Below are 20,932 nucleotides of genomic sequence, written 5' to 3' on the forward strand. Positions count from 1 at the left end.
GCTTGCGACGGTTCTGCTGGACCAGGACGTCGGCACCGCCGGCGACGCCGCTCCTCGGAGACGCTTTTCGTGCCGCAGAAAGACTTCCTCACCGATCTCACGAAGATCGACTTCAACCGCGTCATCGCGGATATCGAGGAAATCCGCAGGTATAACCCCCAGCGCCACGAGATGGAGCAGGTCACGGCGATCGTCCATAGCGATCCCGTGGCCAAGGTCTGCGTCGGCTACAAGGACGTCACGCCTAACGAATTCTGGATCCGCGGCCACATGCCGGGCATGCCCCTCATGCCGGGCGTGGTCCAGCTCGAAGCCTGCGCCCAGATCTGCAGCTTCTTCGTGCAGAAGCACGACCTGCTCCAGGCCGAGATGGTCGGCTTCGGCGGTCTGGAAAACGTCCGCTTCCGCGACCCGGTCCTGATCGGCGACCGCCTGATCGTGATCTGCGCCCTGACCAAGCTCCGCCCCGGTCGCATCGTCACGGCCAACTTCCAGGGCGTCGTCGGCGAGAACGTCGTCGTCGAGGGCGAACTGAAGGGGATCGCCCTGCCCGTCGGCGCGGTCAAGGATCTCATCGCCTCGCGCACCGCGTCGCGTACCTAACGGTCGCCTCCGAGGAGAGACGCCGCGTGGGTCGTCGTTCGCTTCCGAAGGTCGATCCGCTGATCGACCTCTCCCGCCATTACCGCGACCTTCGCAAGCTCGAGCCGCCCTTCCGGATGGCCGACTTCTTCGCGAGCGAAGGCCCGCTGGAAGTCGAACTCGGCACCGGCAAGGGCCTGTTCCTGCAGGCCGCGTCGAAGGCCTCGCCCGACAGGCGCTTCATCGGGCTGGAACTGGCGGACAAGTACTCGCGCTACTCGGCTTACCGGCTGGCCCGCGACGGCGCCGAAAGCGCCGTGATGATCTCGGGCGACGGCCTGCGCTTCTTTCGGGAGTTCCTGCCGACCGCCTGCTGCCAGGCCGTGCACGTCTACTTCCCCGACCCGTGGTGGAAGAAGCGTCACGCCAAGCGCCGCGTGATGAACGGCCCCTTTCTGGAGGACGTCGTCCGCACGCTCGTGCCGGGCGGATCGCTGCACTTCTGGTCCGACGTCGAAGAGTACTTCCGCGTCTCGCTGGAACTGCTCAAGCTCTTCCCGCAGCTTGAAGGGCCGCTCCCCGTCGAAGCGGCCGTCCCTGCGCACGAGTTCGATTACCGCACGCACTTCGAGCGTCGGATGACGCAGCACGACAAGCCCATCTTCCGCTCCCGCTTTCTTCGTTCGAGCGAACCCTTCTCCCCCGCCTGGTTCGTCGGTCGCGACTACGATTTCGAAGAAGAACGCTTCGACAAAGAGGCTTGGCAGCATGCGAAGAACGAACGAGCGGAAGCGGACGACGCCGAAGCTGACGAGCTTTCGTAGGTCAGGCATTGCCTGACCACGACAGGAGCCGTGAGGCTGTGTGCCATGCCCACATCGCGAAGCAGGGTGGGCATGTACGGTGCGGGCAGAGATCTTGCGTATCGGGTACCGACAGAAAGATCAGTCAGCCAGGCATTGCCTGACGATGACACGCTCGCGACAGCCCCTGAGACTACGTCCGTTACTCGAGCCGTACGCTACACGCCGCTAACCGATTCGAAGTAGCCGTCAGGCGATGCCTGACCTACAGAATAGCGACCTGCATCAGGAGCGCTTCACTCCTCCTCCGCCCTCTGCCCGAAGGCGATCCGCATCTCTTCGGGAATGCGAAGCGGTCGCGAGGCGGCGAGGTCGAAGTAGACCCAGTTGGTCTCCGCGTCGGCCAGCAGGGCCCGGTCGGTCGCGCGGAGGATGCGATACCGGCGGAGCGAACTGACTCGCTCCATCGAGTCGATCCAGGTTTCGACCACGACGTCGTCCCCCAGCATCGCGGGCCGGCGGTACTCGATCCGGTGCGACCGCACGACCCAGACGCGGCCCTCTTCGCGATAGCGCTTCGACGACCAGCCGAGCTGCGTCGAATGGGCGACCGCCGCGTCGATCATCCAGGCGAGGTACCGCAGGTTGTTGACGTGCCCCAGCCCGTCGATATCGGTCGGCGTGACCGACAGGCGCCACTCGAACGCGGAGTCAGGCGGAGAGGGCATGGCGTCCGTTCCTCGTTCCTTCTCAGGCGAGCGGGGGACGGAAGTCCCCCGAGCCCGTAAGCACGGCTCGCGAAGCGGGACGTGCGTGAGGGCAGACCCGCGTCGCGACTCGATTCGACGTCCGACCGGACCGTGACGCACGGCGATGATCGCTCGTCGGAACCTGCGGTCCCGAACGATGAACTCGGGGGATTTCCATCCCCCGCTAGCCCAAAGCAGTCTACCCCTCGCATCGCAACCTGGTCAGCCGGGCACGCAGCGATCGTTCGTACCGTTCCGGATCGTCGAAACGTTCGGGCCGGGGAGGAGCGCCGGTACGCAGCCACTCCAGACCCGGACCGAGTTCGGCGACTCCGGCGCCCGGCTGTTCGGGTCCTGCACTCCGGGAGCCGACGTCGCTCGCCCGGCTGCCGATCGCGATGGCCAGCGCGATCGCGTTCTGCCGCTTGTTCGTATGCATCTTCAGCCCCGTCGCGGCGAAGGCGAAGCGATCGTTGCGGATCCGCAGTCGCCGCAGCGGACCGGCGGCGACGATCTCCAGCGCGAGCGGTCGCTCCTCCTCGATCTTCGGCAGCGGGTTCTCCTGCTGCTCCATATGCCGGTCGCCGAAGGGGTCGTAGCGAATCTCGTGGACGACCCGCCGCTCGACCAGGTCGATCCAGACGCAGCTCTCCCACGCGACGAGCAGTTCCTCGATGCCCGAGCGGTAGACGAAACCCGCCGGTTTGACCCGCCCCTGTCGGACTTCCAGAGCCGCCGGCGGATCGACGACTTCCGCCTGTCGCACGACGAACGCCTCGACGCCGCCCCCCTTCAATCGCTCGACCAGATGCTCGGCGAAGCGACGATCCGCCCGCTCGATCGCGAAGCCGCCGCTCTTCACGAGCCGTTGCAGGGCGTCCGCATGCGGCTCCCCCAACGCCGCCGCCAGGATCGGCGCCGCCCCTTGCAGCGTCTCCCGCCCGTCAGTCGCCAGCAGCACGGCGAAAGGTTCGTCGGTCACGAGGTCGTCCTCAACATGCTCGCTGCGTCCGAATCTGCCGGTCCTTCGCTCGGAGCTCGCAGGAGAAATCGTATCTCCCGCGGAGGGCTTCGCCGGTAAGCTTGACCGTAGGGAATCGGGCCTCGAAGTTCTACCCGCGAAATCGATGTCGGAAATTCGCCTGCTCGCCGTTCTCGCGCTGAGCATCTTCAGCATCTCGACGTCGGGCTGCGGTCCGGCGGACGATTCGTCGCCGACTTCGCCGGTCGAAGCGAACGAAGACGCGCAGGCGGCGGAGGCGCCGATCGAAGAGACGACACGATACGGTTGGTTAGAAACCGCGACGGTCGAAGAACTGCTCACTCCGCAGGCGGTCCACGCTTCAATGCAGGATCGGTTCGGCGGCGAGTGCGAGGTCAAAGTGCATGAGATCGCCGCCATCGATCGAGAAGGCGAACAGCCAGGGTCGCACGTTCATGGCGAAGCCGTCGTCGAGATCGAGGTCGCCGACCAGCGCCTGCTGACCATGGTCGTTCTGATGCAGTACGGGGAGTCGAAGCCGATCGTCTGGCAGGATTGGTTCGATATTTGCGCGACCAGGCATCGAGACGTGCCGGTCACGAACGAACCGACGCCCGAGGCGCTCGCTTTCTTTCAGAGCGCCTGTCGGACCGTCCGCGCTATGACGATGGCCGGCGCCGTCGACGAGCCGACGACCTTCCGCTATGGGTATGTGGACCCGGAGGTCGATCGGGTCTGGAAGGGCATGCTGGAGCGTGCGGATTCCAGCGAGCCGTGATCGGACCCACGCGTCGGCTTACGAATTCCGCCGGTCGTTCGGCGAGCGATGGGCGAAGGTAGTCATGCCCGCCGTGCTGCAACGGATGATGCGGCACAAAAGCATCCTGACGACGATGCGATACTACGCCACCGGCGATGCGCACGCCCTGGCGCGAAGCATCTGGGAGACTACGAAGAAGGCCGGATAGATACTCAGACCTTTGCCTTGTTAACCTGCGCCACCCTCACCGGACGGAAAGAACTCGACGCGTCCGCCTCCGGTGCAGACCGCCGTCATATTGCGGTTGGTGTCGAGCCGCCATGACTCGTAGCCGCAGGACAACTGAAGGAACTGCAACCGAGCATCATTACCGAACTCGATCGTGAGGTCTCCCGTTGTCGGATCGATAGCTTCCGCCGTAGCCGTCTGACCAACTAGGCGAGACTGTACCCGTTCCGCCGCGTCGACAGGTTGAGGAAGACCAAACGGGTGACCATGGTCCTCGGACGTAACGACGATGCCGCTGGAAAGGATCAGCCGCCATTGGGATTCGGTGGCGACGACAACACCGTCCGAGAACTCGAAGAACCACGAATAGTCCTTGAGTTCGACCGAGAGCAGCGTTTTGCCAGCAAGCATTCGGTCGCTCGCCTTCGACGAGGGAATGAGCCTGGGAGTAGACTCAACCAATGCAGAGCGGGTGAAGTGGCAAAAAAAGTGACCAGCGGGTAAGCTGCCCCGCTGGCCATCTGCGAAAAGGTCGTGAAAAGCGAGCGACGCCGACGGGACTCGAACCCGCAACCACCGGATCGACAGTCCGGGACTCTAACCAATTGAGCTACGGCGCCTTACGTCGAAACCATAGCCTTCCGCGGAAGGCCCGGTCGAGCAAGACGTGGAATTATAAATCTCGCGGGAAGCCTTGCAATACGCCCGGAGTAAAAAGGGGCAGCCGACCGCCCAAAAAGCAGGCGACCAGCCCCGCAAAATCGGGCGGAAGCCGGCGCTTGGGGCGATCCGGATTCGGGCGGCGTCGGCTTCCTTCCGCAGAACCAGAGGGCCGCACGACCGGCGCCGTTCGCGCCTGCGGACAGGAAAAGCCGCAGAAACAGGGCCCGGCGACGCCGGAACGCCGATTCGGACGGCTCCGTTCGCACACTGCCGAAGCACGACCTACGTTTGAAACGGTCGATTCGGGTCGCAGGTTGCAAAGGCCCGACTCGATTGCCTGCGGTTCCCGACGGCCGCCCGGTTCGCAGAACCGAAGGCGATTTCACGCACCGATCAGCCGCGTCAGCGTTCTCACGACGGAAGCGTCGCCATGCTCGAATACATCTTCTCCTGGGGCGGCGAGATCATCGACCTCACCGGGAAGCTCGACCGGACGCAGTGGCTGCTGCTCTTCGCCGGCTGCTTCATCCTCGGCATCCTGCTGATGAAGAGCGGCTCGAAGTACGTCTAAGCCGAACGAATCTGGCGTTCGAGAAAGCGCAGAACACGGAGGGCTGACGCCGCTCCGCTCGCCTGGAACGTCAGCGCCCGGACTTCACGGAGAAGTCGAGCCAGCCGGAGCCGTGCTTGTCGCCGACCTGATCGTGCAGGTTGAACTCCAGGCGATACTTCCCCGCCGGCAGATTCTTGGGCAGGTAGACGCGGTAGGCGATGAAGAAATCGCTCCGCGGGCTGCGGGAGACTTCCTCGGCGACTGGGAAGATATGGTCCGCCCAGCGCTTGCCGCCGCCGACTTCGACGATGCGGTAGCTTCCTTCGAGAGCCGTGCGGTAGCCGGGATAGGGCCGCTCGACCGTCTCGGCCGCGAAACGCCGGACCTCGACGTACAGCAGCGCTTCCTGATCGGCGGAGAATTCGTACTCCGGAAACTCGTCGTACTGGCCGAAGCGTTCGACGGCGGTGCAGAAGGCGAGCCGAGCTACGTCCAGGTCCGCCGCCCGGGAGAGCTGCCGCGTCGCCTCGTCGAGCCGGCGGAGCGCCAGCGTCGCCCGCTTGTCGTCGTAAGGCGTCGCCTGCGGATCGAACAGTTCCTGCAGCGCGGCACACAACTCCTTCCAGAAGGCCTGTTCCTCGGGGGAGCCGTCGATCGGGATGAGCGACTCGGCGAAGCGATGCTCGATCGCCTGCAGCAGCCGGAGTTTCGCCTCCAAGGCCTTGCGTTCCGATTCGGAGGCGCCGGGCTTGTCGATCGCGACCGCAAGGGCCCGCGTCGCCTCGGCCAGCTTGGCGTGCCAGTCGGGAGCCGGGGCATCGGGCTTGGAAACGCTCGAACCGATCGAGATCGAAGTAGCGTCCGAGTTGCCGGAACTGACGATCTCCGAGACGGCCCCTGCCTGGACAATCGGGCCGGCCGGGGCGACGGGCCCTGCCTGGGCGACCGGTCCCGCGGACAGGTTCTGCTGTGCGAGATTCGTCGGGCGGGCGGCAGGAACGGAGGTCGACGCCTCGAAAGCGCGAGCGAGCGGGGACGGTTCGATGACGGCGAGAGGGGGCGCCGTGAACGCCTGGAGAGAATCGGCGACGAACGGCGAGACTCGCGCGGTCGCCATCGATTCGACGTTTTGACCGAGCGGCACGTAGTCGCGGGGATCCGCCGCGAACGGCCGCGGATCGCGACGGGAAGGTTCCGACAGGTCGGGCCGAGGCGAGTCGGCGGTCTCGGCGACGATGTAGGGAACTCGATCGCTTGCGGGGGGCGAATCGCCGGGTCGTGCGGCGTCACCTTCGCGGAGCGCCGAAAGCATCTGCCGCAGCGCCGCCGCCTCTTTGGGCGGAAGGTCGGCCAGCGCGTCGGCGAACTTATCGCCACTGACTGATTCGTCTGCGGGAGAGTCGGCGCCATTCGCCCTGGCGGCTTCCCCCGCCCCGGCGGCGCCCGGCTCATTCGCGGCGATGGCGTCCGGCGAGGAAGTCGGTTTTCCGCTGACGGAGGGGTCGCCCGCGCTCGACGGCGAAGCGTCGGACGAGGCCGGATCGCCGTAGGAAGCGGTGACGACGGGGCGTTTGGTCCGGGACGAGGCGAGTTCGTTCAGGGACGTGCCGCTGGCCATCGGGCCGGAGGCGATGCACCCCCCGCCCGTCAGGATTCCGAGAGCGGCGAGCGCAAGCGCTGCCCCCTGGAATCGTGCCGGCGTCGACGAACTCCGAACCGCCATTCCCGACCGCTTCTCTCTCGCAGGAAACCTCTGCTTCCGCAGGAAAAGACTGCGGGGGCGGACGATAGAGATTCCGATCGTTCCGGGCAAGGCGAATCGGCCGCTCGGCGCGACCGGCGGATCGGAACAGGCGAATCGCACGGGCCGACGGCTCTTTACGCCCGAACCTGACCCCGATAAACTTCCTCTCCTACTGCAGTTTCGAGTCTTCGGGGTCGAAACTGACTACCGTCGCCGCCTTAGCTTCAGCGGTAGAGCACGGCTTTCGTAAAGCCGGGGTCCAGGGTTCGAATCCCTGAGGCGGCTCTTTTTCGAAACGTCGTAAGGGCCCCAGCGCCTTTACGACGTTTTTCTTTTCACGTCCGCCCGCTTCCGAACCGGGTCGCGTTCGACGCCGTTCGGACCCTGACCATGTGGATGCTGGAGTACGCAGCGGCGGCATTCGGTCTGGCCTGCGTGGCGCTGACCGTCCGGCAGAACGTGCTCTGCTGGCCGACGGGCCTCGTCATGGTGGCGCTCTACCTGGTCGTCTTCTACCAGGCGCGGCTCTATTCGGACATGCTGTTGCAGGGCGTCTATATCGTCCTGCAGGTCTACGGCTGGTACGCGTGGGTCTACGGGGGGACTAACCGCTCGGCGCTTGCCGCCACGCGCACCTCTCCCCGCGAGATGCTCGCGTGGGGCGCCGTCTGCCTCGTCGGGACGGCGGCTCTGGGCGGAACGATGCGGGCCTTCACGGACGCCTCGCTTCCCTTCCTGGACGCGTTCACGACCTCGGCCAGTCTCGTCGCGCAGTGGCTGCTGGGACGAAAGCGCCTGGAGTCGTGGCTGTTCTGGATCGTGGTCGACGTCGTTTCGATCGGCGTCTATCTGGCGAAGGGGCTCTATCCGACGACCGGTCTCTACGCGATCTTTCTCTGCCTGGCCGTCTGGGGTTTCTTCGAGTGGAAGCGCACCCTGCCCGTCGCGGAACCGGCATGATCCTGGGGAAGTTTCTTCCCCCGCATGCCGGTCATCAGCGCCTGATCCGCTTCGGTCGGGAGTTCTGCGAACGCCTGCACGTGCTGGTCTGCACGCTCCATCGCGAACCGATCCCGGGCAAGCTGCGTTACGCGTGGATGCGGGAGCTCTTCCCCGATGCGATCGTGCATCACGTCGCCGACGACCTGCCGCAGGAGCCGAGCGAGCATCCCCGCTTCTGGGAGATCTGGCGGGAGACGGTCCAGCGCACCGTCGGCGAGCCGATCGACTACGTTTTCGCCTCCGAAGCGTACGGCTACCGTCTGGCGGAGGAGCTTCAGGCGACGTTCGTGCCCGTCGACGTCGCACGGGCGTCGGTCCCGATCTCCGGCACGGCGATCCGTCAGCGACCGCTGGAAAACTGGCGCTATCTGCCCGAGTGCGTGCGGCCCTACTTCGCCAAACGGGTCTGCCTCTTCGGCCCCGAATCGACGGGCAAATCGACGCTCGCCGAGACGCTCGCGCGGCGGTTCGAGACGGTGCATGTCGCCGAGTTCGCGCGCGGCTGGCTCGACCGCAAGCAGGGCGTCTGCGATTACGAAGACATCCCGATCATCGCCCGGGGTCAGGCGGCGGCGGAAGACTCGCTCGTCCGCTACGCCAACCGCGTGCTGCTCTGCGACACGGACCTTCTGCTGACCACGATCTGGAGCCGGACGCTGTTCGGCGACTGCCCCGCCTGGATCCGGGAGGAGGCCCAGCGCCGGCAGTACGATCTCTACCTGCTGCTCGACGTCGACGTCCCCTGGGTCGACGACAGCCAGCGCTACCTGCCGCATCGAAGAGCCGAGTTCTTCGAGACCTGCCGCCGGGAACTCGCGGAGGCGGGCAGACCTTTCGTCGTCGTGCGGGGCGACTGGGATCGACGGCTGGCGATCGCCTGCGAGGCCGTGGAAGCCCTTCTTCAAGAGTAAGCCGGATCAGGCCGTCGCCGCCTCGCGCTTGCGGAGCCAGGTCTTCGCCGAATCGGCCATCGTGACGAGCGCGGCGCCCATCATGATGGCGTCCTTCACGACCAGCCGCCCCCTGCCGCTCAGGTAGGGGAAGCCGTGCTCCGAATCGCCCAGATCGGGCACCCAACTCTCGGGCGTCGTGATCAGAAACGACAGCGTCACGAACGACATCGTGAATACCAGGAAGCTTCCCACCGCGCCCGCCTGAGGCAGGACGGGGTTCAGGGCGATCAGCAGGCCGTACAGGACGATCACGGTTCCGAGGCCGAACGCGAAGACGTAGGTGCCGTTCTGTTCGTGCCATTCGCGGTTGGCCGCGACGAACGCGCCCTCTGGGTTCATGTGACTCTTGTAGGCCTCGGACTCGGCGTAGAAGAAGCTCATGAAGGGGCTGTTCGCGACGAACGGGACGATGCCGTCCGCTTCGTAGGGAAACGCCTTCAGGCCGCCGATCCACAACAGCACGACCACCAGGCCGATGCGAGTCACCGTCAGTCCGATGCGGTCGGCCCGCGCCGCCGCCTGAAACGCCCGCGTGATCAGGTCCATTTCCCGCTCCTCGTTCGCGGTCGTCCTCGTCGCGCCCGCATGACGCGACCGAGAAACGACCTCACAAGGATTCTTCCCGACGGGCGGGGGGCGGCGGAATGGACGGCGGGGTCGAAGGCATGGACAGATTGGCCCCGCCCCGGATTTCCGTCTCGAACTCGCGAAAGAACGTCGGCGAGTAGCCGGTCGCACGCTTGAACAGCCGGCTGAAGTAGAGCTCGTCTTCGTAGCCCAGTTCGCGCGCGATCTCCTTCACGGGCCGCAGCGTATGCAGCAACTCCCACTTCGCATGCTTGAGGATGCGATCGCGGATCAGATCGCTCGGCGTCTTGCCCAGCCATTTGCGAACCAGGCGGCCGAGGGCCCTGGGCGTGACGTGCAGCAGCGCGGCGTAATCCGCCGGGCTGTGCAGGCACCGGTAGTTCGCCTCGACCAGTTCGGCTAGCCGCTCCAGTTCGGGCGGCAACAACCTGGCGCCCGACTCGCCCTGCCCCTGCCGCAGCTTCAGCCGGGTCGCCAGAACGAGCAGCACCTTCAGGTACGAGAGCAGGACCTCCGCATGCGCGACGCCCGCCTCCGCCAGTTCCCGTCGAATCCGACCGATCAGATCCGCCGCCTCCGCTGCCGACGGATCATCGAGTTCGACGAGCGGAACGCCGTACGGATCGTTGAACAGGATGCCGTTGCAGCCGATCTCGGCGTGGTAGGTTTCGATGCAGAGAAAGTTAGCGTGAAACTGCAAGACTGCCCCCCGCACGGGCGCTGCTTCCACTGTCGGGTCGGGAACCAGACGGACGTACTGGTACGGCACGAAAAAGAGCAGCGAGCGGGGGCCGAACCGATGACGGGCGCTGTCCGCGTGGAATTCGCCGCCTCCCTCCGCGATCCAGTAGACGGAAAAGCGGTTTGTCCGCGACGGCTCGAACGGTCCGGGCGCCAGCTCCAGGTCGCCGACGCTCAGCGCCAGGTCGCCGTTCCGCGGGTCGTACAACGCGTGCGACAAGTCCTCCATCGATCCTTACCGCTTACGGAACCAGAAGATACGTCGCCCATTCTATCGCCCGACGGCGACCCCGGCTGATTCTCGGCGGCGGACGAACTCCCCGGGAATCCCGCGGTCGGACAGTCTCCCGACCGGGAGGGTCGCGAGCGGCTATCTTTTTCGTGCCGGAAGCGGTAAATTTACGGGCTTTCGCCGAACTTCCTGCGTCGCGAATCCCTGCGCGAGAAATCTGCAAGGTTCGGCCAAGATCCCTCGCATCCGATCGTCCCGCCTTCGTACGCGGTGATCCGATCGGCTCCGACAGAGCCCAAAGGTCGCATGAGCACGCAAGTCGACGAAGATTTCGACCTGAAGGAAGTTATCCTGGCGACCGGCTCGTTCGGTCCGACGGAGATCGCCAAGATTCAGCAGGCGATCAGCCAGGAAGGCCAGAAGTTTTCGCAGCTGCGCGACGCGGTCAAGGAACTGGCCGACCGGGGCGAGCATACGCCCGCGGAGAAGGTCCGCCTGGGCGTCGGCTACTTCCTGCTCGGCGGCAAGAGCAACTACATCAACGCCATCGACGCGCTGCAGGACGCCGACCGCGGCGCTCTGGCGTATTACTATCTCGGTCGCGCGCAGTTCTCCGTCGGCGAGCACGACAACGCCCGGCTGTCGTTCGAATCGGCCCAGAAAGCGGGTTACGACGCGAACCTCTCGCGGCTGGCCGTCGCGGAGACCTATCGCGTGCAGGGCGATCACGCCACGTCGCTGCGACTGCTCGACGAGATGCACGGCCCGATCGAATCGACGGCGGAGTACCTCTACCAGCGCGGCGCCACGATCTCCTCGATCGGCGGCAATCCGGGCGAGGTCGTCGCCCTGTTCGAACGCGCGGTGCAGAACGATCCGACGCATGTCGGCGCCCTGTTCGGCCTGGCGCTCGAGAACGAACGTCGCGGCAACGACGAGACGGCGCTCGAACTGTACGAGAAGGCGGCCAAGCGCTTCCCGACGCATGTCGGCGTGCTGCTGAACCTCGGCATCCTGTACGAAGACCGCGAGCAGTACGAAAAGGCGAAGGTCTGCTACAAGCGGATCCTCGACGTGCAGCACGACCCGCGGGCCCAGCTCTACATGAAGGACGTGCTGGCCGCCGCGGACATGCACTACGACGAGGAAGCCGCGAAGCGCCGCGACAAGCTCTCGCAGGTGCTCAACGTCCCCGTCACGGACTTCGAACTCTCCGTTCGCTCGCGGAACTGCCTGCAGAAAATGGGCATCCGGACCCTCGGCGACCTGACCAAGGTCTCCGAGCAGGAACTGATGGGGAGCAAGAACTTCGGCGAGACCTCGCTTATCGAGATCCGCCAGATGATGGAGAGCCGCAACCTCAAGGTCGGCCAGTTCGTCCACGAGAAGCCCCCTTCGGAAGCGCCGGTCGACTTCGGCACGGTCTCGCCCGACGAGCAGGCGATCATGGATCGTCCGATCTCGGAGCTGTCGCTCTCGGTTCGCGCCCGGAAGTGCATGGTCCGCCTGGGCCTGAACACGATGGGCGAGCTCCTCCGCAAGTCGGCGGACGACCTGCTGGAATGCAAGAACTTCGGCGTCACGAGCCTCAACGAGGTTCGTCAGAAGCTCGGCGACATGGGCCTCAAGCTCCGCGGCGAGTGACGACGAAGCACGAGCCCGCGAACAACGAGCCGCCGCTGCGGTTCGCGCTTCAGCACGTCGCCGGCGACGACCCGGCGACGTCTCCCCGCGCGGGCGTACTGAGCTTCGCCCGCGGCGACGTGCCGACCCCCTGCTTCATGCCGGTCGGCACCCAGGGAACCGTGAAGGGGGTCGCCATCGATCCGCTGCGCGCGACCGGCGCGCGGATGATCCTGGGGAACACGTACCACCTGAGCCTGCGACCGGGCGAAGAGATCGTCCGCGAACTGGGCGGACTGCACGCCTTCTCCGGCTGGTCCGGTCCGATCCTGACCGACAGCGGCGGCTTCCAGGTCTTCTCGCTGGCGGATATCTCCGCGGTCAACGAGCAGAACGTCCGCTTCAAGTCGCACATCGACGGTCGCATGATCGACCTGTCGCCGGAGCGTTCGATCGAGATCCAGGAAGCGCTCGGAAGCGACGTCGCGATGGTTCTCGACCACGTCGTGAAGCTCCCCAGCAGCGAAGCGGCGATCCGCGACGCATGCGATCGTTCTATCCGCTGGGCGGCCCGCTGCCGCGACTGTGCGAAGCGTGCGGATCAGTCGGTCTTCGCGATCGTGCAGGGAGGCCTCGACCCGGGGCTGCGCGCTTCGTGCGCTCGCGAGCTGTCGGCGCTCGACTTCCCCGGCTACGCCATCGGCGGACTCTCGGTCGGCGAACCGCCGCCCGAGATGTACGCCGCCATCGAAGCGACCGCTCCCCACCTGCCGGCGGAGAAGCCGCGGTACCTGATGGGCGTGGGGCGACCCGAAGACCTGGTCGAAGCGATCGGTCGCGGCGTCGATATGTTCGACTGCGTCATGCCGACCCGGAACGGCCGAAACGCCCTCGCCTTCACCGACGCGGGCACGGTCCGCTTAAGAAACGCGAAGCATGCCCGCGACCCGCGTCCGCTCGAAGCCGGATGCCCCTGCCCCGCCTGCGGTCACAGCCGGGGCTACCTGCGGCATCTGTTCCAGGCGGACGAGATGCTGGGCCCGATCCTGCTCTCGATCCACAACCTGACGTACTACCAGCGGCTGGTCGCCGAGTGCCGCGAAGCGATCCTCGCGGATGCGTTCGCGGAGTTTCGCGAAGCGAAGTACGCGGGCTGGCGAGCCGCCACCTGAGCGGGGGACGAAAGTCCCCTGAGGCGCCCGGCGCTCTTACGGTTCGAACTCGGGGGACTTTCGTCCCCCGCTCAGAGTCGATGAGTATTTCCGTCGCTCGCTCAATACTCCTGCCGGCTGAAGTACCAGCCGCCGAAGGCGAGCGTCACCCCGATGAAGAGGAGCCCCGTCCAGAGCGGCGCGAAGGGGTTGAGCTTCGTACGAGGCGTGTCGAGCGAGGGGCTGATCTGGGCGATCAGGTTCGCGGGCTCGGTCTCGTCGCCCGTTTGCAGCCAGTACATCGTCTGATCGATCTCGCCTGGCTTGGGCAGAATCGTATAGGCCGGCAGCACGCCCCAGCGGTAAATCGAAATCCAGAAATTCGTCGGCATGTCGATCCGCTCCCGAACCGAGTAGCCGTCGGCATCGAGCACGCGAGCGCCGGTGCGGTTGTCCGCGACGGCCAGGTCTTCGTCGCCGAACCAGGCGACCGCGGTCAGGTTGCCCTGCCCCGCGATCCAGGGCTTGGTCAGTTCGTCCGACTCGACGTCGCGCACCCACAGCGTCCCGACGTGAAACAGGATCGCGATCTGCGAACCGTCAGGACGAACCCGCACGGAGCGCGGCAGGCTGTCGGCTTCGGGAGTGAACGCGGGCAAGGCTTCGACCTTCGCCCCGTCGCCGCTCTCGCCGTCGCCCCGCGTGACGCGGATCGGCGTGATCGATCCGTCCTCCCGCGCGATCGCGACGAGCGGCGCATCGCGGGGCCCGCCGACGTCGAACGAAACGCGGTCCTCTTCGTCCTCTTTCAGTTCCTTCAGAGGCTCGCGGAGCGTCATCTCGTACTTGCCGTCCGACTGCAGCGAGAGCCATAGCAGCTCGCCGTGCGAGTAGATCGCCAGATCGCCGGAAGCCTCGTGCAGCGCGATCGAGATCGGCAGTTCCAGTTCCAGCGGTTTCTCGATCTGCAGATCGAAGACGCTGCCGCCGGCGAATCGCGAAAAGAACGACAGCGCCGAAGCCTCTTTTTCGACGAGCGGATCTTCCCGCAGTTCCGCCGGACCGTCCGCGGTGACGAACAGCATGGCGCCGGGGACGGTCTTCGCGGCGTCTCCTTCGCCGACTTCGATCTCGGGGCGGTAGATCAGCGCCTGCGCGGCGAGGCCGATGTTGGGACCGGTCTTTCGACGCCAGGCGTCCGCACGCGTCGTGTACGACAGCATCTGGTCGACCTGAAAGCCGAAACCGCGCTGTCCGAACAGGGCGTCCCGCGACGGATCGTGCGTCGGACCGACTCGCCAGTTGATGGGCGCGAAGCTCGGATCTTCGGTCGAGATGAAGATCCGTTCCCACTCGTCGGTCGCATCGCTCCGGCGATAGACGGCGCCCGTTCGCGTGACGGCGAAGGTCTCTTCGCCCGACCGGATCAGTTCGCTGGCCGAAACGGGCACCACGAAGAACGGATCGAAGACCCAGGACTTGGCCCAGCCGAGCGCGAAGCAGGTGGTCCAGAACAGGAAGACCAGGCAGATCGACACGATCGTGCTGCGAAAGATCACGCCGGCAGTGACCGACACCGAGTGATAGATCGCGAAGACGAAGACGAAGATCGGGATGTAATAGAGATAGGTCCAGTCCCATATCCCGAGCCTGAGCCCCAGCAGCAGAGTCATCCCGAGCATCAGGTAGGCGACGCAGATCGTCACGAACGCGCAACCCCCCAGATACTTCGCCACGAGCGTTCCGAAGCGACTGATCGGCTTGGAGAGCAGCAGATTGAGCGCGCCCGGATCGAACGTCTGCGGCACCATCGGAGCCGTGACGATCAGCGCGATCAGGATGCCGAGGCTGCCGAAGATCCAGTTCATGCTCCCGCGCAGCCAGAAGGCGACGGTGCTCGCGAAGTCTTCCTCCGTAAGCGGAAGCGCATTGTCGGGATTGAGATCCCAGACCAGATACGAGAAGACGTACCCCCGGGGCGGCGTCCGGAAGAAGAGGTCCGGGAACGCGGACTCCAGCGCGACGCGGTTGAACCGCGAAATGCGGGCCTCGTCGAGGTTCTCGAGCCCCTGCCCCTTCAGTTCGAACGCTTCGGACCGGAGGTTCACCCGCCGCCAGGACTCCTGCTCGTAGAAGCCAGGCTCGCGGAGCATGGCGTCGAGTTCTTCTCGCACCTGACCGACGACGCGTCCGTCGCTCTGATCGACCGGTCCGCGATCGGATTCCTCTTCGTCAGCCGTTCCGGAGATCTTCTTGACGACCTCGAGAACCTTCTTCTGCGTCTTCTCGTCGAGACGATCGAAGATCGCCTTCGCCGGCGACGCTTCGTCGCTTTCTCCCGCGAGGCCGAGTTCCAGCACGAACCGCAGGCCGTCCCGCTCGAAGAGTTCGATCGGGCCGACGCCGACGACCGCTTCCCGCGAGGCGCCGACCGGCGCGAGCGCGATCAGGAAGAGCGTGATCAGGACCAGCACGACCCACAGCGCCCACGACCGCCACGCTTCGCGAAACGAGTCTTTGATAATGGCGAGATATGGTCGCATACGATCCGATTGGTAGGCAGTTTCGTAGGGTGGGCCTTGGCCCACCGGATGCGGCCGTCAGCGATCGGCTGACAACGCGGACCCCAACTTGTCGTTCGGAACAGGTGGGCCGAGGCCCACCCTACGGGAGAGCCGTCACTCGTTCGACGACGGACCGACGAGTCGCAGGAAGGCTTCTTCCAGCGAGGCCCGCTTCCGCTGGAAGCCGTGGATCACGACGCCCGAACCGATCAGCGCGGAGAGAGTCCGGTTCAGGTCGGCCTGGTCGGCGAAGCGAGCCACGACCGAGACGATCCCGCCCGGCAGCGCGTCCGACCGAACGACCTGCTCCCGCGGCAGCGCGGCCAGGATCGCGTCCGGCCCGCCTTCCAGTTCGAGCGTCACTTCCAGTTCGGCCCGCGGCGAAACGGAAGACTCGCCCGCGGCAAGTCCCGCCAGCGGCCCGCCAGCCTGGGAAGACGACTCGCGCTGACGGGTCAGTTCCTTCACGGGCCCGACGAACTTCACTTCGCCCCGGTCGAGAATCGCGACCCGGTCGCAGATCAGCTCCACTTCCTGCAGGATGTGACTGTTCAGGAAGATCGTCTTGCCGCGCTTGCTCAGGTCTTCCAGCAGCACGCGAATCTGGTTGCGAACGACCGGGTCGAGGCCGTCGGTCGGTTCGTCGAGCACGAGCAGATCGGGATCGTGCAGCAGGGCTTGAGCCAGGCCGAGCCGCTGCAGCATGCCCTTGGAATACTTCGAGGCCGGATCGCTCGCCCGTTCGAGCAGTCCGACCGACGCGAGCAGACCCTCCCGCCGCTCGCGGATCGTACGCAGCGACAGGCCGCTGAGCTGGCCGTAATACTCGAGAGCGGTCCAGGCGTCGTGATATTTGCGAATGCGGAGGGCTTCGGGCAGGTAGCCGATCCGCATGCGAGCCTGTCGACTGCCGGCAGGAGCGCCGAAGACGGTCGCGTCGCCCCCCGACTTCCGCACGATGCCCAGCAGGACCTTCACGCAGGTCGTCTTGCCCGCGCCGTTGGGACCGAGCAGGCCGAAGATCTCGCCCGGCATGACCGAGAAGGAGATCCCCTTCAACGCGGTGAACGATTTTCGCGAGAAGACGCCGTCGCGATAGGTTTTGCGGAGGTCGCGAACGGCGACGGCGTAACCTGCGTCGGCGGGATCCCCGGCAGGCGGAGTGGAAGGCATCGCGACAGCGGACATGAGTCTTCCGCGAAGGCTGACACGGCGCGACGGCGCCGGCGGTCGAAAGGGAACCTGACGTAGGTTCTAGGAGCCATGATAGCTGCCGTCAATTCGCCGCAGCGTCCCCGTTCTTTCGGAGAAAGCGCAAATTCGCTCCCGTAGACCAGGCCGTGCCGGACGACGGCTCAGCTTTTGCCGCTGAGATCCAGGCCGGGGATCTCGGCGTTCTCCGTTGCGATCCGGCGATAGAGGGCCAGGACGAAGCAGTATCCCGCGAAGGCGATCAGGCCGAGCGCCATGGCCCCGAGCAGGATCCGCCCGAACGCCCCCCCTTGCAGCGTCTCGAGCGCGCCGTCGATTCCCTTCGCTTCCTCGGGGTCCAGTTTCACGCCGGCGTAGATCGCGAGGATCCCGATGATGCCGAAGGCGACGCCCCGGGCGACGAGTCCGAACGCGCAGAGCGGACTGAGAACCTTCCGTTTGCTCTCGTCGATCACGAGATGCTTTTCGAACTTGCGGGCGATGCCGCGCCAGATCTGGACGACGCCGACGATCACCGTCACGACGCCGACGAGGATGACGGCGATCTGACCGCCCGGCTGACTCATCAGCCAGCGGGTGAAGTCGCCCTCGCCGCCTCCCTGACCCGCGCCGCGGATCAGGCTCGCCGCGTAAAGGGCCAGCGAAATGTGGGCGAGGCAACTGGCGAACTGACCCGCCCGGACGACGAGTCCCTTGGCGTCATGCCCGTGTCCGTCGGTATCCATGACCGATTGCAGGAAGCGCCACATGGCATGACCGAACAGGCCCAGCGCCAAGGCGCCGAGCAGGAAGAGTCCGAAGGGCTGCCCGCGCAGGGTCGACAGCGCACCTTCCGGTCCGGTCGTGCCTCCCCCCATGCCCAGGGCCGCCAGAAGCGCCAGGACTCCGATGATCACGTACACCGCGCCGCGGGCGGCATAGCCCAGGCGGGCGACGAGCTTCAACCATCCGTGACCTTCGCGAGTGAGGGGGAGATCCCCGGACGTAGCGGAGGACATGGCGAGCGCTTTCTGTTTCCGATGAGACATTCTTCCGGCGGCACTTTAGGCGCTTCTCCTGAATCAGGCGCCCCCGAGGCATTCGCGATTTCGTTGCGGTCGACCGGGCCTCCTTCGTCAGGCTCGATGGCGCCGTCCGCCTGTGTGCCATGCCCACATCGCGCCAGCAGGGTGGGCATGTAAGGTTCGGCCAGCCCTGAAGCATGCCCACCCTTCCTACGGAGATGTGGGCATGGCACACAGGCCGGTTTCACTTCGGTCGGACCAGCAAGTCATCTCTGAAGTAGCCGTCAGGCGGTGCCTGACCTACGGATGGCCGGTAAAATCAGCGATTCGACTGAACCCCTGATTCTGAGACCGTTCCCGCCATGTCGACTTCCGCCGCTCCTGCCGCCGCCACGATCTCTTGGGAAGGGGATGTCCGGGGGACGCTCTCCCTGATCGATCAGACGAAGCTGCCGGGCGAACTGGTGCGGATCGTCTGCGACGACGTCGAATCGGTCTGGGAAGCGATCAAACAACTTCGCGTCCGCGGGGCGCCGGCGATCGGAATCGCCGCTGCGTACGGCCTGGTCGTCGGCATGCGGCAGCATGGAGCCCTGGAGGGCCTGTCGAAAAGAGATTTCGCGGAGCGTCTGCAGTCTCTGCGGGATTATCTCGCCAGTAGTCGTCCGACGGCGGTGAATCTGTTCTGGGCGCTCGACCGGATGGTCGTGCGGACGCAGACGTTCGCCATGTCCGGAGCGCCGCCGGCGACGCTTCTCGCGAAAATGCTGGACGAGGCCCGGGAGATTCACGAGGAAGACCGGGCCATGTGCCGGGCGATCGGCCGCTTCGGAGCGGAACTGATCCCTGACGGCGCCGGTACGCTGACGCACTGCAACGCGGGCGGACTGGCCACCGCGGAGTACGGCACGGCGCTGTCGGTCTTTTTCACCTGTCAGGATCAGGGGAAAAAGATCCACGTCTTCGTCGACGAGACGCGGCCCCTGCTGCAAGGCGCCCGGCTGACGGCCTGGGAACTGGTGCAGCGGCAGATTCCGGCGACGCTCATCTGCGACAGCATGGCGGCGCAGGTGATGAAGGAGGGTCGCGTCCAAGCGGTGATCACCGGCGCCGACCGCATCGCGGCCAACGGCGACTCGGCGAACAAAATCGGCACGTACGGACTGGCCGTGCTCGCCCGCCAGCACGGTATCCCGTTCTACATCGCCGCTCCGTCGAGCACGTTCGACCTGTCGCTGCCCGACGGGTCGGGCATTCCGATCGAAGAACGCAACTCCGACGAAATTACCGAAGGCTTCGGACGCCGCACGGCGCCCGAAGGGGTGAACGTCTACAACCCGGCCTTCGACGTGACGCCCGCCGCACTGATCGACGCCCTGATTACCGAGAAGGGCGTCATCCGCCCCGTCAACGAGGCGAACATCAGGGCCATGCTGGGAGCGTAAGCGTCACGGTTCGAACACGGAACGTCTTCGATCGGGACACGGAGGCCTGACGCCCTCCGCTCGCCGTTCAGTTTCAGGTCTCTCTTCCTCATGTGTACGAAAAAGGCCGACGTCGGCTGGCGGGGGGCGCGATAGGGATAACGGTCGTCATGGGCAAGTCGAGGGTCGAGTATCTAGAATTTCGACCGCGACACCTGGGCCGGCGCTTATCCCCGCCAACTGAACGATACGCGCTGTCCGGCTCAGAAAGCGACACTTTTCTTTCGCCCCGCATGGCGACTGACTTCAGAAGTCCGGGGCGAGCGGAGGGAGCCCGCGCTTGAGCGCACCCTCGCGGTCTGCACGCATGAGGCTGGGTGGCCCGGATTGCTTGCAATCCGGGTCGAACGAAGTTCGACAAGAGGATCCAAGGCAGGCCGCGGAGCTTGATGCCGACCGCCGCTGACGGCCTCTTGCGGGCTGCGCCCGCCCGGATTGACGAGCAATCCGGGCCACCTTGACGATGCAGTTCGCCGAAACTGACGACGCGCCGTGAAATGACGGCGTACGGCACGCGAACGCCGATGCAGATCGCAAACCGCACGGTTCACTCCCCGCGCTTGCGCCAAATCTATCGGGCTTGCGACCACTTCAGGCGAGTCTTATCATAACAGGCTCGTTTTTTCGCGAAGCAGCGGCCTATTCGCTAGTTACGCCAAAAGGACGGGGGCGACGAACGGCCTGGGCGATGATCGGCCTGGGCGGCGTCGCCAGGCATCGGCTTTGCAAGTCTCGTTTCGTCCTGGTCGCGTTCTGCCGGAGCTCCCTGCTCCCGGAACGAGAGTCGCCGACGAAACTGCTGGCTATGACGGCGTTTCGGTTCGACGAAGCGCGTGCGGAGCCGAAAGCTGGAGCCTCCTTTCCGACCGGCCGCGCAAGGTATTCCGATGCCCTCCCTGACGTCCTTCTTCGACTTCGCTCTCGGCGCCGCGACGGACTCCGCTCTGCTCGCGCAGGGCGATGTCGCGGCGGCCCCCGCCGAGGCCGCTCCGGAAGGCTGGGCGACTTCGCTGGGCGCCATCGGGCCCTTCGTTCCGATCCTGCTGATCGGCGTGCTGTTCTACTTTCTGATGCTGCAGCCTGAACGCAAGAAGCAGGCCGAGCAGAAGAAGATGCTCTCCGAGATGAAGACCAACGACCAGGTCGTCACCGTCGGCGGCATCCTCGGCGTCGTGTCGAACATGACGGAGAAGTACGTGACGCTGCGGATCGACGAAAAGTCGAACGCCAAGATACGAGTGCTTCGATCGTCGATCAGCCGAGTGTTGTCGGCCGACGATCTGAAGGAGGAGAGCGCCGGCTGAGCGAGGCGGG

General features: G+C 65.5%; 20 protein-coding genes and 2 tRNA genes. 12 read left to right on the forward strand and 10 right to left on the reverse strand.

Annotation, left to right across the window (positions count from 1 at the left end; all coding sequences use genetic code 11):
- The first annotated feature begins 69 nt into the window (after positions 1 to 69).
- Positions 70 to 603 (forward strand): 3-hydroxyacyl-ACP dehydratase FabZ family protein, encoded by a 534-nt coding sequence (locus tag SH602x_RS23375; protein ID WP_479474566.1) that lies wholly within the window; start codon positions 70 to 72, stop codon positions 601 to 603.
- Between the two features lie 26 nt (positions 604 to 629).
- Complete coding sequence (gene trmB / locus SH602x_RS23380) at positions 630 to 1,406, forward strand: tRNA (guanine(46)-N(7))-methyltransferase TrmB (protein WP_479474567.1); 777 nt, start codon at positions 630 to 632, stop codon at positions 1,404 to 1,406.
- Between the two features lie 275 nt (positions 1,407 to 1,681).
- Here the strand turns inward: trmB and SH602x_RS23385 are convergent, their stop codons facing one another.
- Positions 1,682 to 2,113 (reverse strand): acyl-CoA thioesterase, encoded by a 432-nt coding sequence (locus SH602x_RS23385; protein ID WP_479474568.1) that lies wholly within the window; start codon positions 2,111 to 2,113, stop codon positions 1,682 to 1,684.
- A gap of 220 nt (positions 2,114 to 2,333) precedes the next feature.
- The gene (locus tag SH602x_RS23390) at positions 2,334 to 3,116 is read right to left on the reverse strand and encodes a hypothetical protein (protein WP_479474569.1); all 783 of its coding nucleotides are present in this window, start codon (positions 3,114 to 3,116) and stop codon (positions 2,334 to 2,336) included.
- Between the two features lie 145 nt (positions 3,117 to 3,261).
- Between SH602x_RS23390 and SH602x_RS23395 the strand changes: the two genes are divergently transcribed.
- A complete protein-coding gene (locus SH602x_RS23395) occupies positions 3,262 to 3,894 on the forward strand; it encodes a hypothetical protein (protein ID WP_479474570.1) in 633 nt (210 codons plus the stop codon).
- Between the two features lie 64 nt (positions 3,895 to 3,958).
- Positions 3,959 to 4,084, forward strand: a complete 126-nt coding sequence (locus SH602x_RS23400) for a hypothetical protein (protein WP_479474571.1) — start codon at positions 3,959 to 3,961, stop codon at positions 4,082 to 4,084.
- A 20-nt stretch (positions 4,085 to 4,104) separates the two neighbouring features.
- On the opposite strand, the gene SH602x_RS23405 is transcribed toward SH602x_RS23400, so the two are convergent.
- Entirely contained in the window at positions 4,105 to 4,515 is a 411-nt protein-coding gene (locus tag SH602x_RS23405) for a DUF6188 family protein (RefSeq protein ID WP_479474572.1), read from the reverse strand.
- A gap of 135 nt (positions 4,516 to 4,650) precedes the next feature.
- Positions 4,651 to 4,724 (reverse strand) — tRNA-Asp (locus SH602x_RS23410).
- Between the two features lie 473 nt (positions 4,725 to 5,197).
- On the opposite strand from SH602x_RS23410, the gene SH602x_RS23415 reads away from it, so the two are divergent.
- Positions 5,198 to 5,338 (forward strand): hypothetical protein, encoded by a 141-nt coding sequence (locus SH602x_RS23415; RefSeq protein WP_479474573.1) that lies wholly within the window; start codon positions 5,198 to 5,200, stop codon positions 5,336 to 5,338.
- Between the two features lie 70 nt (positions 5,339 to 5,408).
- On the opposite strand, the gene SH602x_RS23420 is transcribed toward SH602x_RS23415, so the two are convergent.
- Positions 5,409 to 7,043, reverse strand: a complete 1,635-nt coding sequence (locus SH602x_RS23420) for a beclin/Apg6 coiled-coil domain-containing protein (protein WP_479474574.1) — start codon at positions 7,041 to 7,043, stop codon at positions 5,409 to 5,411.
- Positions 7,044 to 7,276: 233 nt separating this feature from the next.
- Between SH602x_RS23420 and SH602x_RS23425 the strand changes: the two genes are divergently transcribed.
- From SH602x_RS23425 to SH602x_RS23435, 3 genes are all read left to right on the forward strand, one after another.
- Positions 7,277 to 7,349: transfer RNA gene (locus tag SH602x_RS23425), tRNA-Thr, on the forward strand.
- Positions 7,350 to 7,454: 105 nt separating this feature from the next.
- Positions 7,455 to 8,024, forward strand: a complete 570-nt coding sequence (gene pnuC, locus SH602x_RS23430; RefSeq protein ID WP_479474575.1) for a nicotinamide riboside transporter PnuC — start codon at positions 7,455 to 7,457, stop codon at positions 8,022 to 8,024.
- On the forward strand, positions 8,021 to 8,977 hold the full coding sequence (locus tag SH602x_RS23435; RefSeq protein ID WP_479474576.1) for an AAA family ATPase: 957 nt from the start codon (positions 8,021 to 8,023) through the stop codon (positions 8,975 to 8,977). The genes pnuC and SH602x_RS23435 overlap by 4 nt, the downstream gene beginning before the upstream one ends.
- A 6-nt stretch (positions 8,978 to 8,983) precedes the next feature.
- On the opposite strand, the gene SH602x_RS23440 is transcribed toward SH602x_RS23435, so the two are convergent.
- Both SH602x_RS23440 and SH602x_RS23445 read right to left on the reverse strand, forming a co-directional pair.
- Positions 8,984 to 9,565, reverse strand: coding sequence for a DUF417 family protein (locus SH602x_RS23440; RefSeq protein WP_479474577.1), 582 nt, complete (start codon positions 9,563 to 9,565; stop codon positions 8,984 to 8,986).
- Positions 9,566 to 9,626: 61 nt separating this feature from the next.
- The gene (locus SH602x_RS23445) at positions 9,627 to 10,568 is read right to left on the reverse strand and encodes a helix-turn-helix domain-containing protein (protein WP_479474578.1); all 942 of its coding nucleotides are present in this window, start codon (positions 10,566 to 10,568) and stop codon (positions 9,627 to 9,629) included.
- A 318-nt stretch (positions 10,569 to 10,886) separates the two neighbouring features.
- Here SH602x_RS23445 and SH602x_RS23450 point away from each other — a divergent pair, with 318 nt between their 5' ends.
- Together SH602x_RS23450 and tgt are read left to right on the forward strand one after the other, a co-directional pair.
- Positions 10,887 to 12,224 carry a tetratricopeptide repeat protein gene (locus SH602x_RS23450; protein WP_479470699.1) on the forward strand — a complete coding sequence of 446 codons (1,338 nt, stop codon included), beginning with the start codon at positions 10,887 to 10,889 and terminating at the stop codon, positions 12,222 to 12,224.
- A 35-nt stretch (positions 12,225 to 12,259) separates the two neighbouring features.
- On the forward strand, positions 12,260 to 13,375 hold the full coding sequence (gene tgt / locus SH602x_RS23455) for a tRNA guanosine(34) transglycosylase Tgt (RefSeq protein ID WP_479477136.1): 1,116 nt from the start codon (positions 12,260 to 12,262) through the stop codon (positions 13,373 to 13,375).
- 101 nt (positions 13,376 to 13,476) lie between these two features.
- Here tgt and SH602x_RS23460 read toward each other — a convergent pair whose 3' ends face one another.
- The 3 genes from SH602x_RS23460 to SH602x_RS23470 form a co-directional block, all read right to left on the reverse strand.
- Complete coding sequence (locus SH602x_RS23460) at positions 13,477 to 15,897, reverse strand: ABC transporter permease subunit (RefSeq protein WP_479474579.1); 2,421 nt, start codon at positions 15,895 to 15,897, stop codon at positions 13,477 to 13,479.
- A gap of 135 nt (positions 15,898 to 16,032) precedes the next feature.
- On the reverse strand, positions 16,033 to 17,106 hold the full coding sequence (locus tag SH602x_RS23465) for an ABC transporter ATP-binding protein (protein WP_479474580.1): 1,074 nt from the start codon (positions 17,104 to 17,106) through the stop codon (positions 16,033 to 16,035).
- A 167-nt stretch (positions 17,107 to 17,273) separates the two neighbouring features.
- Positions 17,274 to 18,128 (reverse strand): DUF1206 domain-containing protein, encoded by an 855-nt coding sequence (locus tag SH602x_RS23470; protein WP_479474581.1) that lies wholly within the window; start codon positions 18,126 to 18,128, stop codon positions 17,274 to 17,276.
- Between the two features lie 368 nt (positions 18,129 to 18,496).
- Here SH602x_RS23470 and mtnA point away from each other — a divergent pair, with 368 nt between their 5' ends.
- Both mtnA and yajC read left to right on the forward strand, forming a co-directional pair.
- Positions 18,497 to 19,579 carry an S-methyl-5-thioribose-1-phosphate isomerase gene (gene mtnA / locus SH602x_RS23475; RefSeq protein ID WP_479474582.1) on the forward strand — a complete coding sequence of 361 codons (1,083 nt, stop codon included), beginning with the start codon at positions 18,497 to 18,499 and terminating at the stop codon, positions 19,577 to 19,579.
- A 926-nt stretch (positions 19,580 to 20,505) separates the two neighbouring features.
- A complete protein-coding gene (yajC, locus tag SH602x_RS23480) occupies positions 20,506 to 20,922 on the forward strand; it encodes a preprotein translocase subunit YajC (protein ID WP_479470694.1) in 417 nt (138 codons plus the stop codon).
- The last annotated feature ends 10 nt before the right edge of the window (positions 20,923 to 20,932 follow it).

This window comes from Lignipirellula cremea, assembly GCF_056501455.1.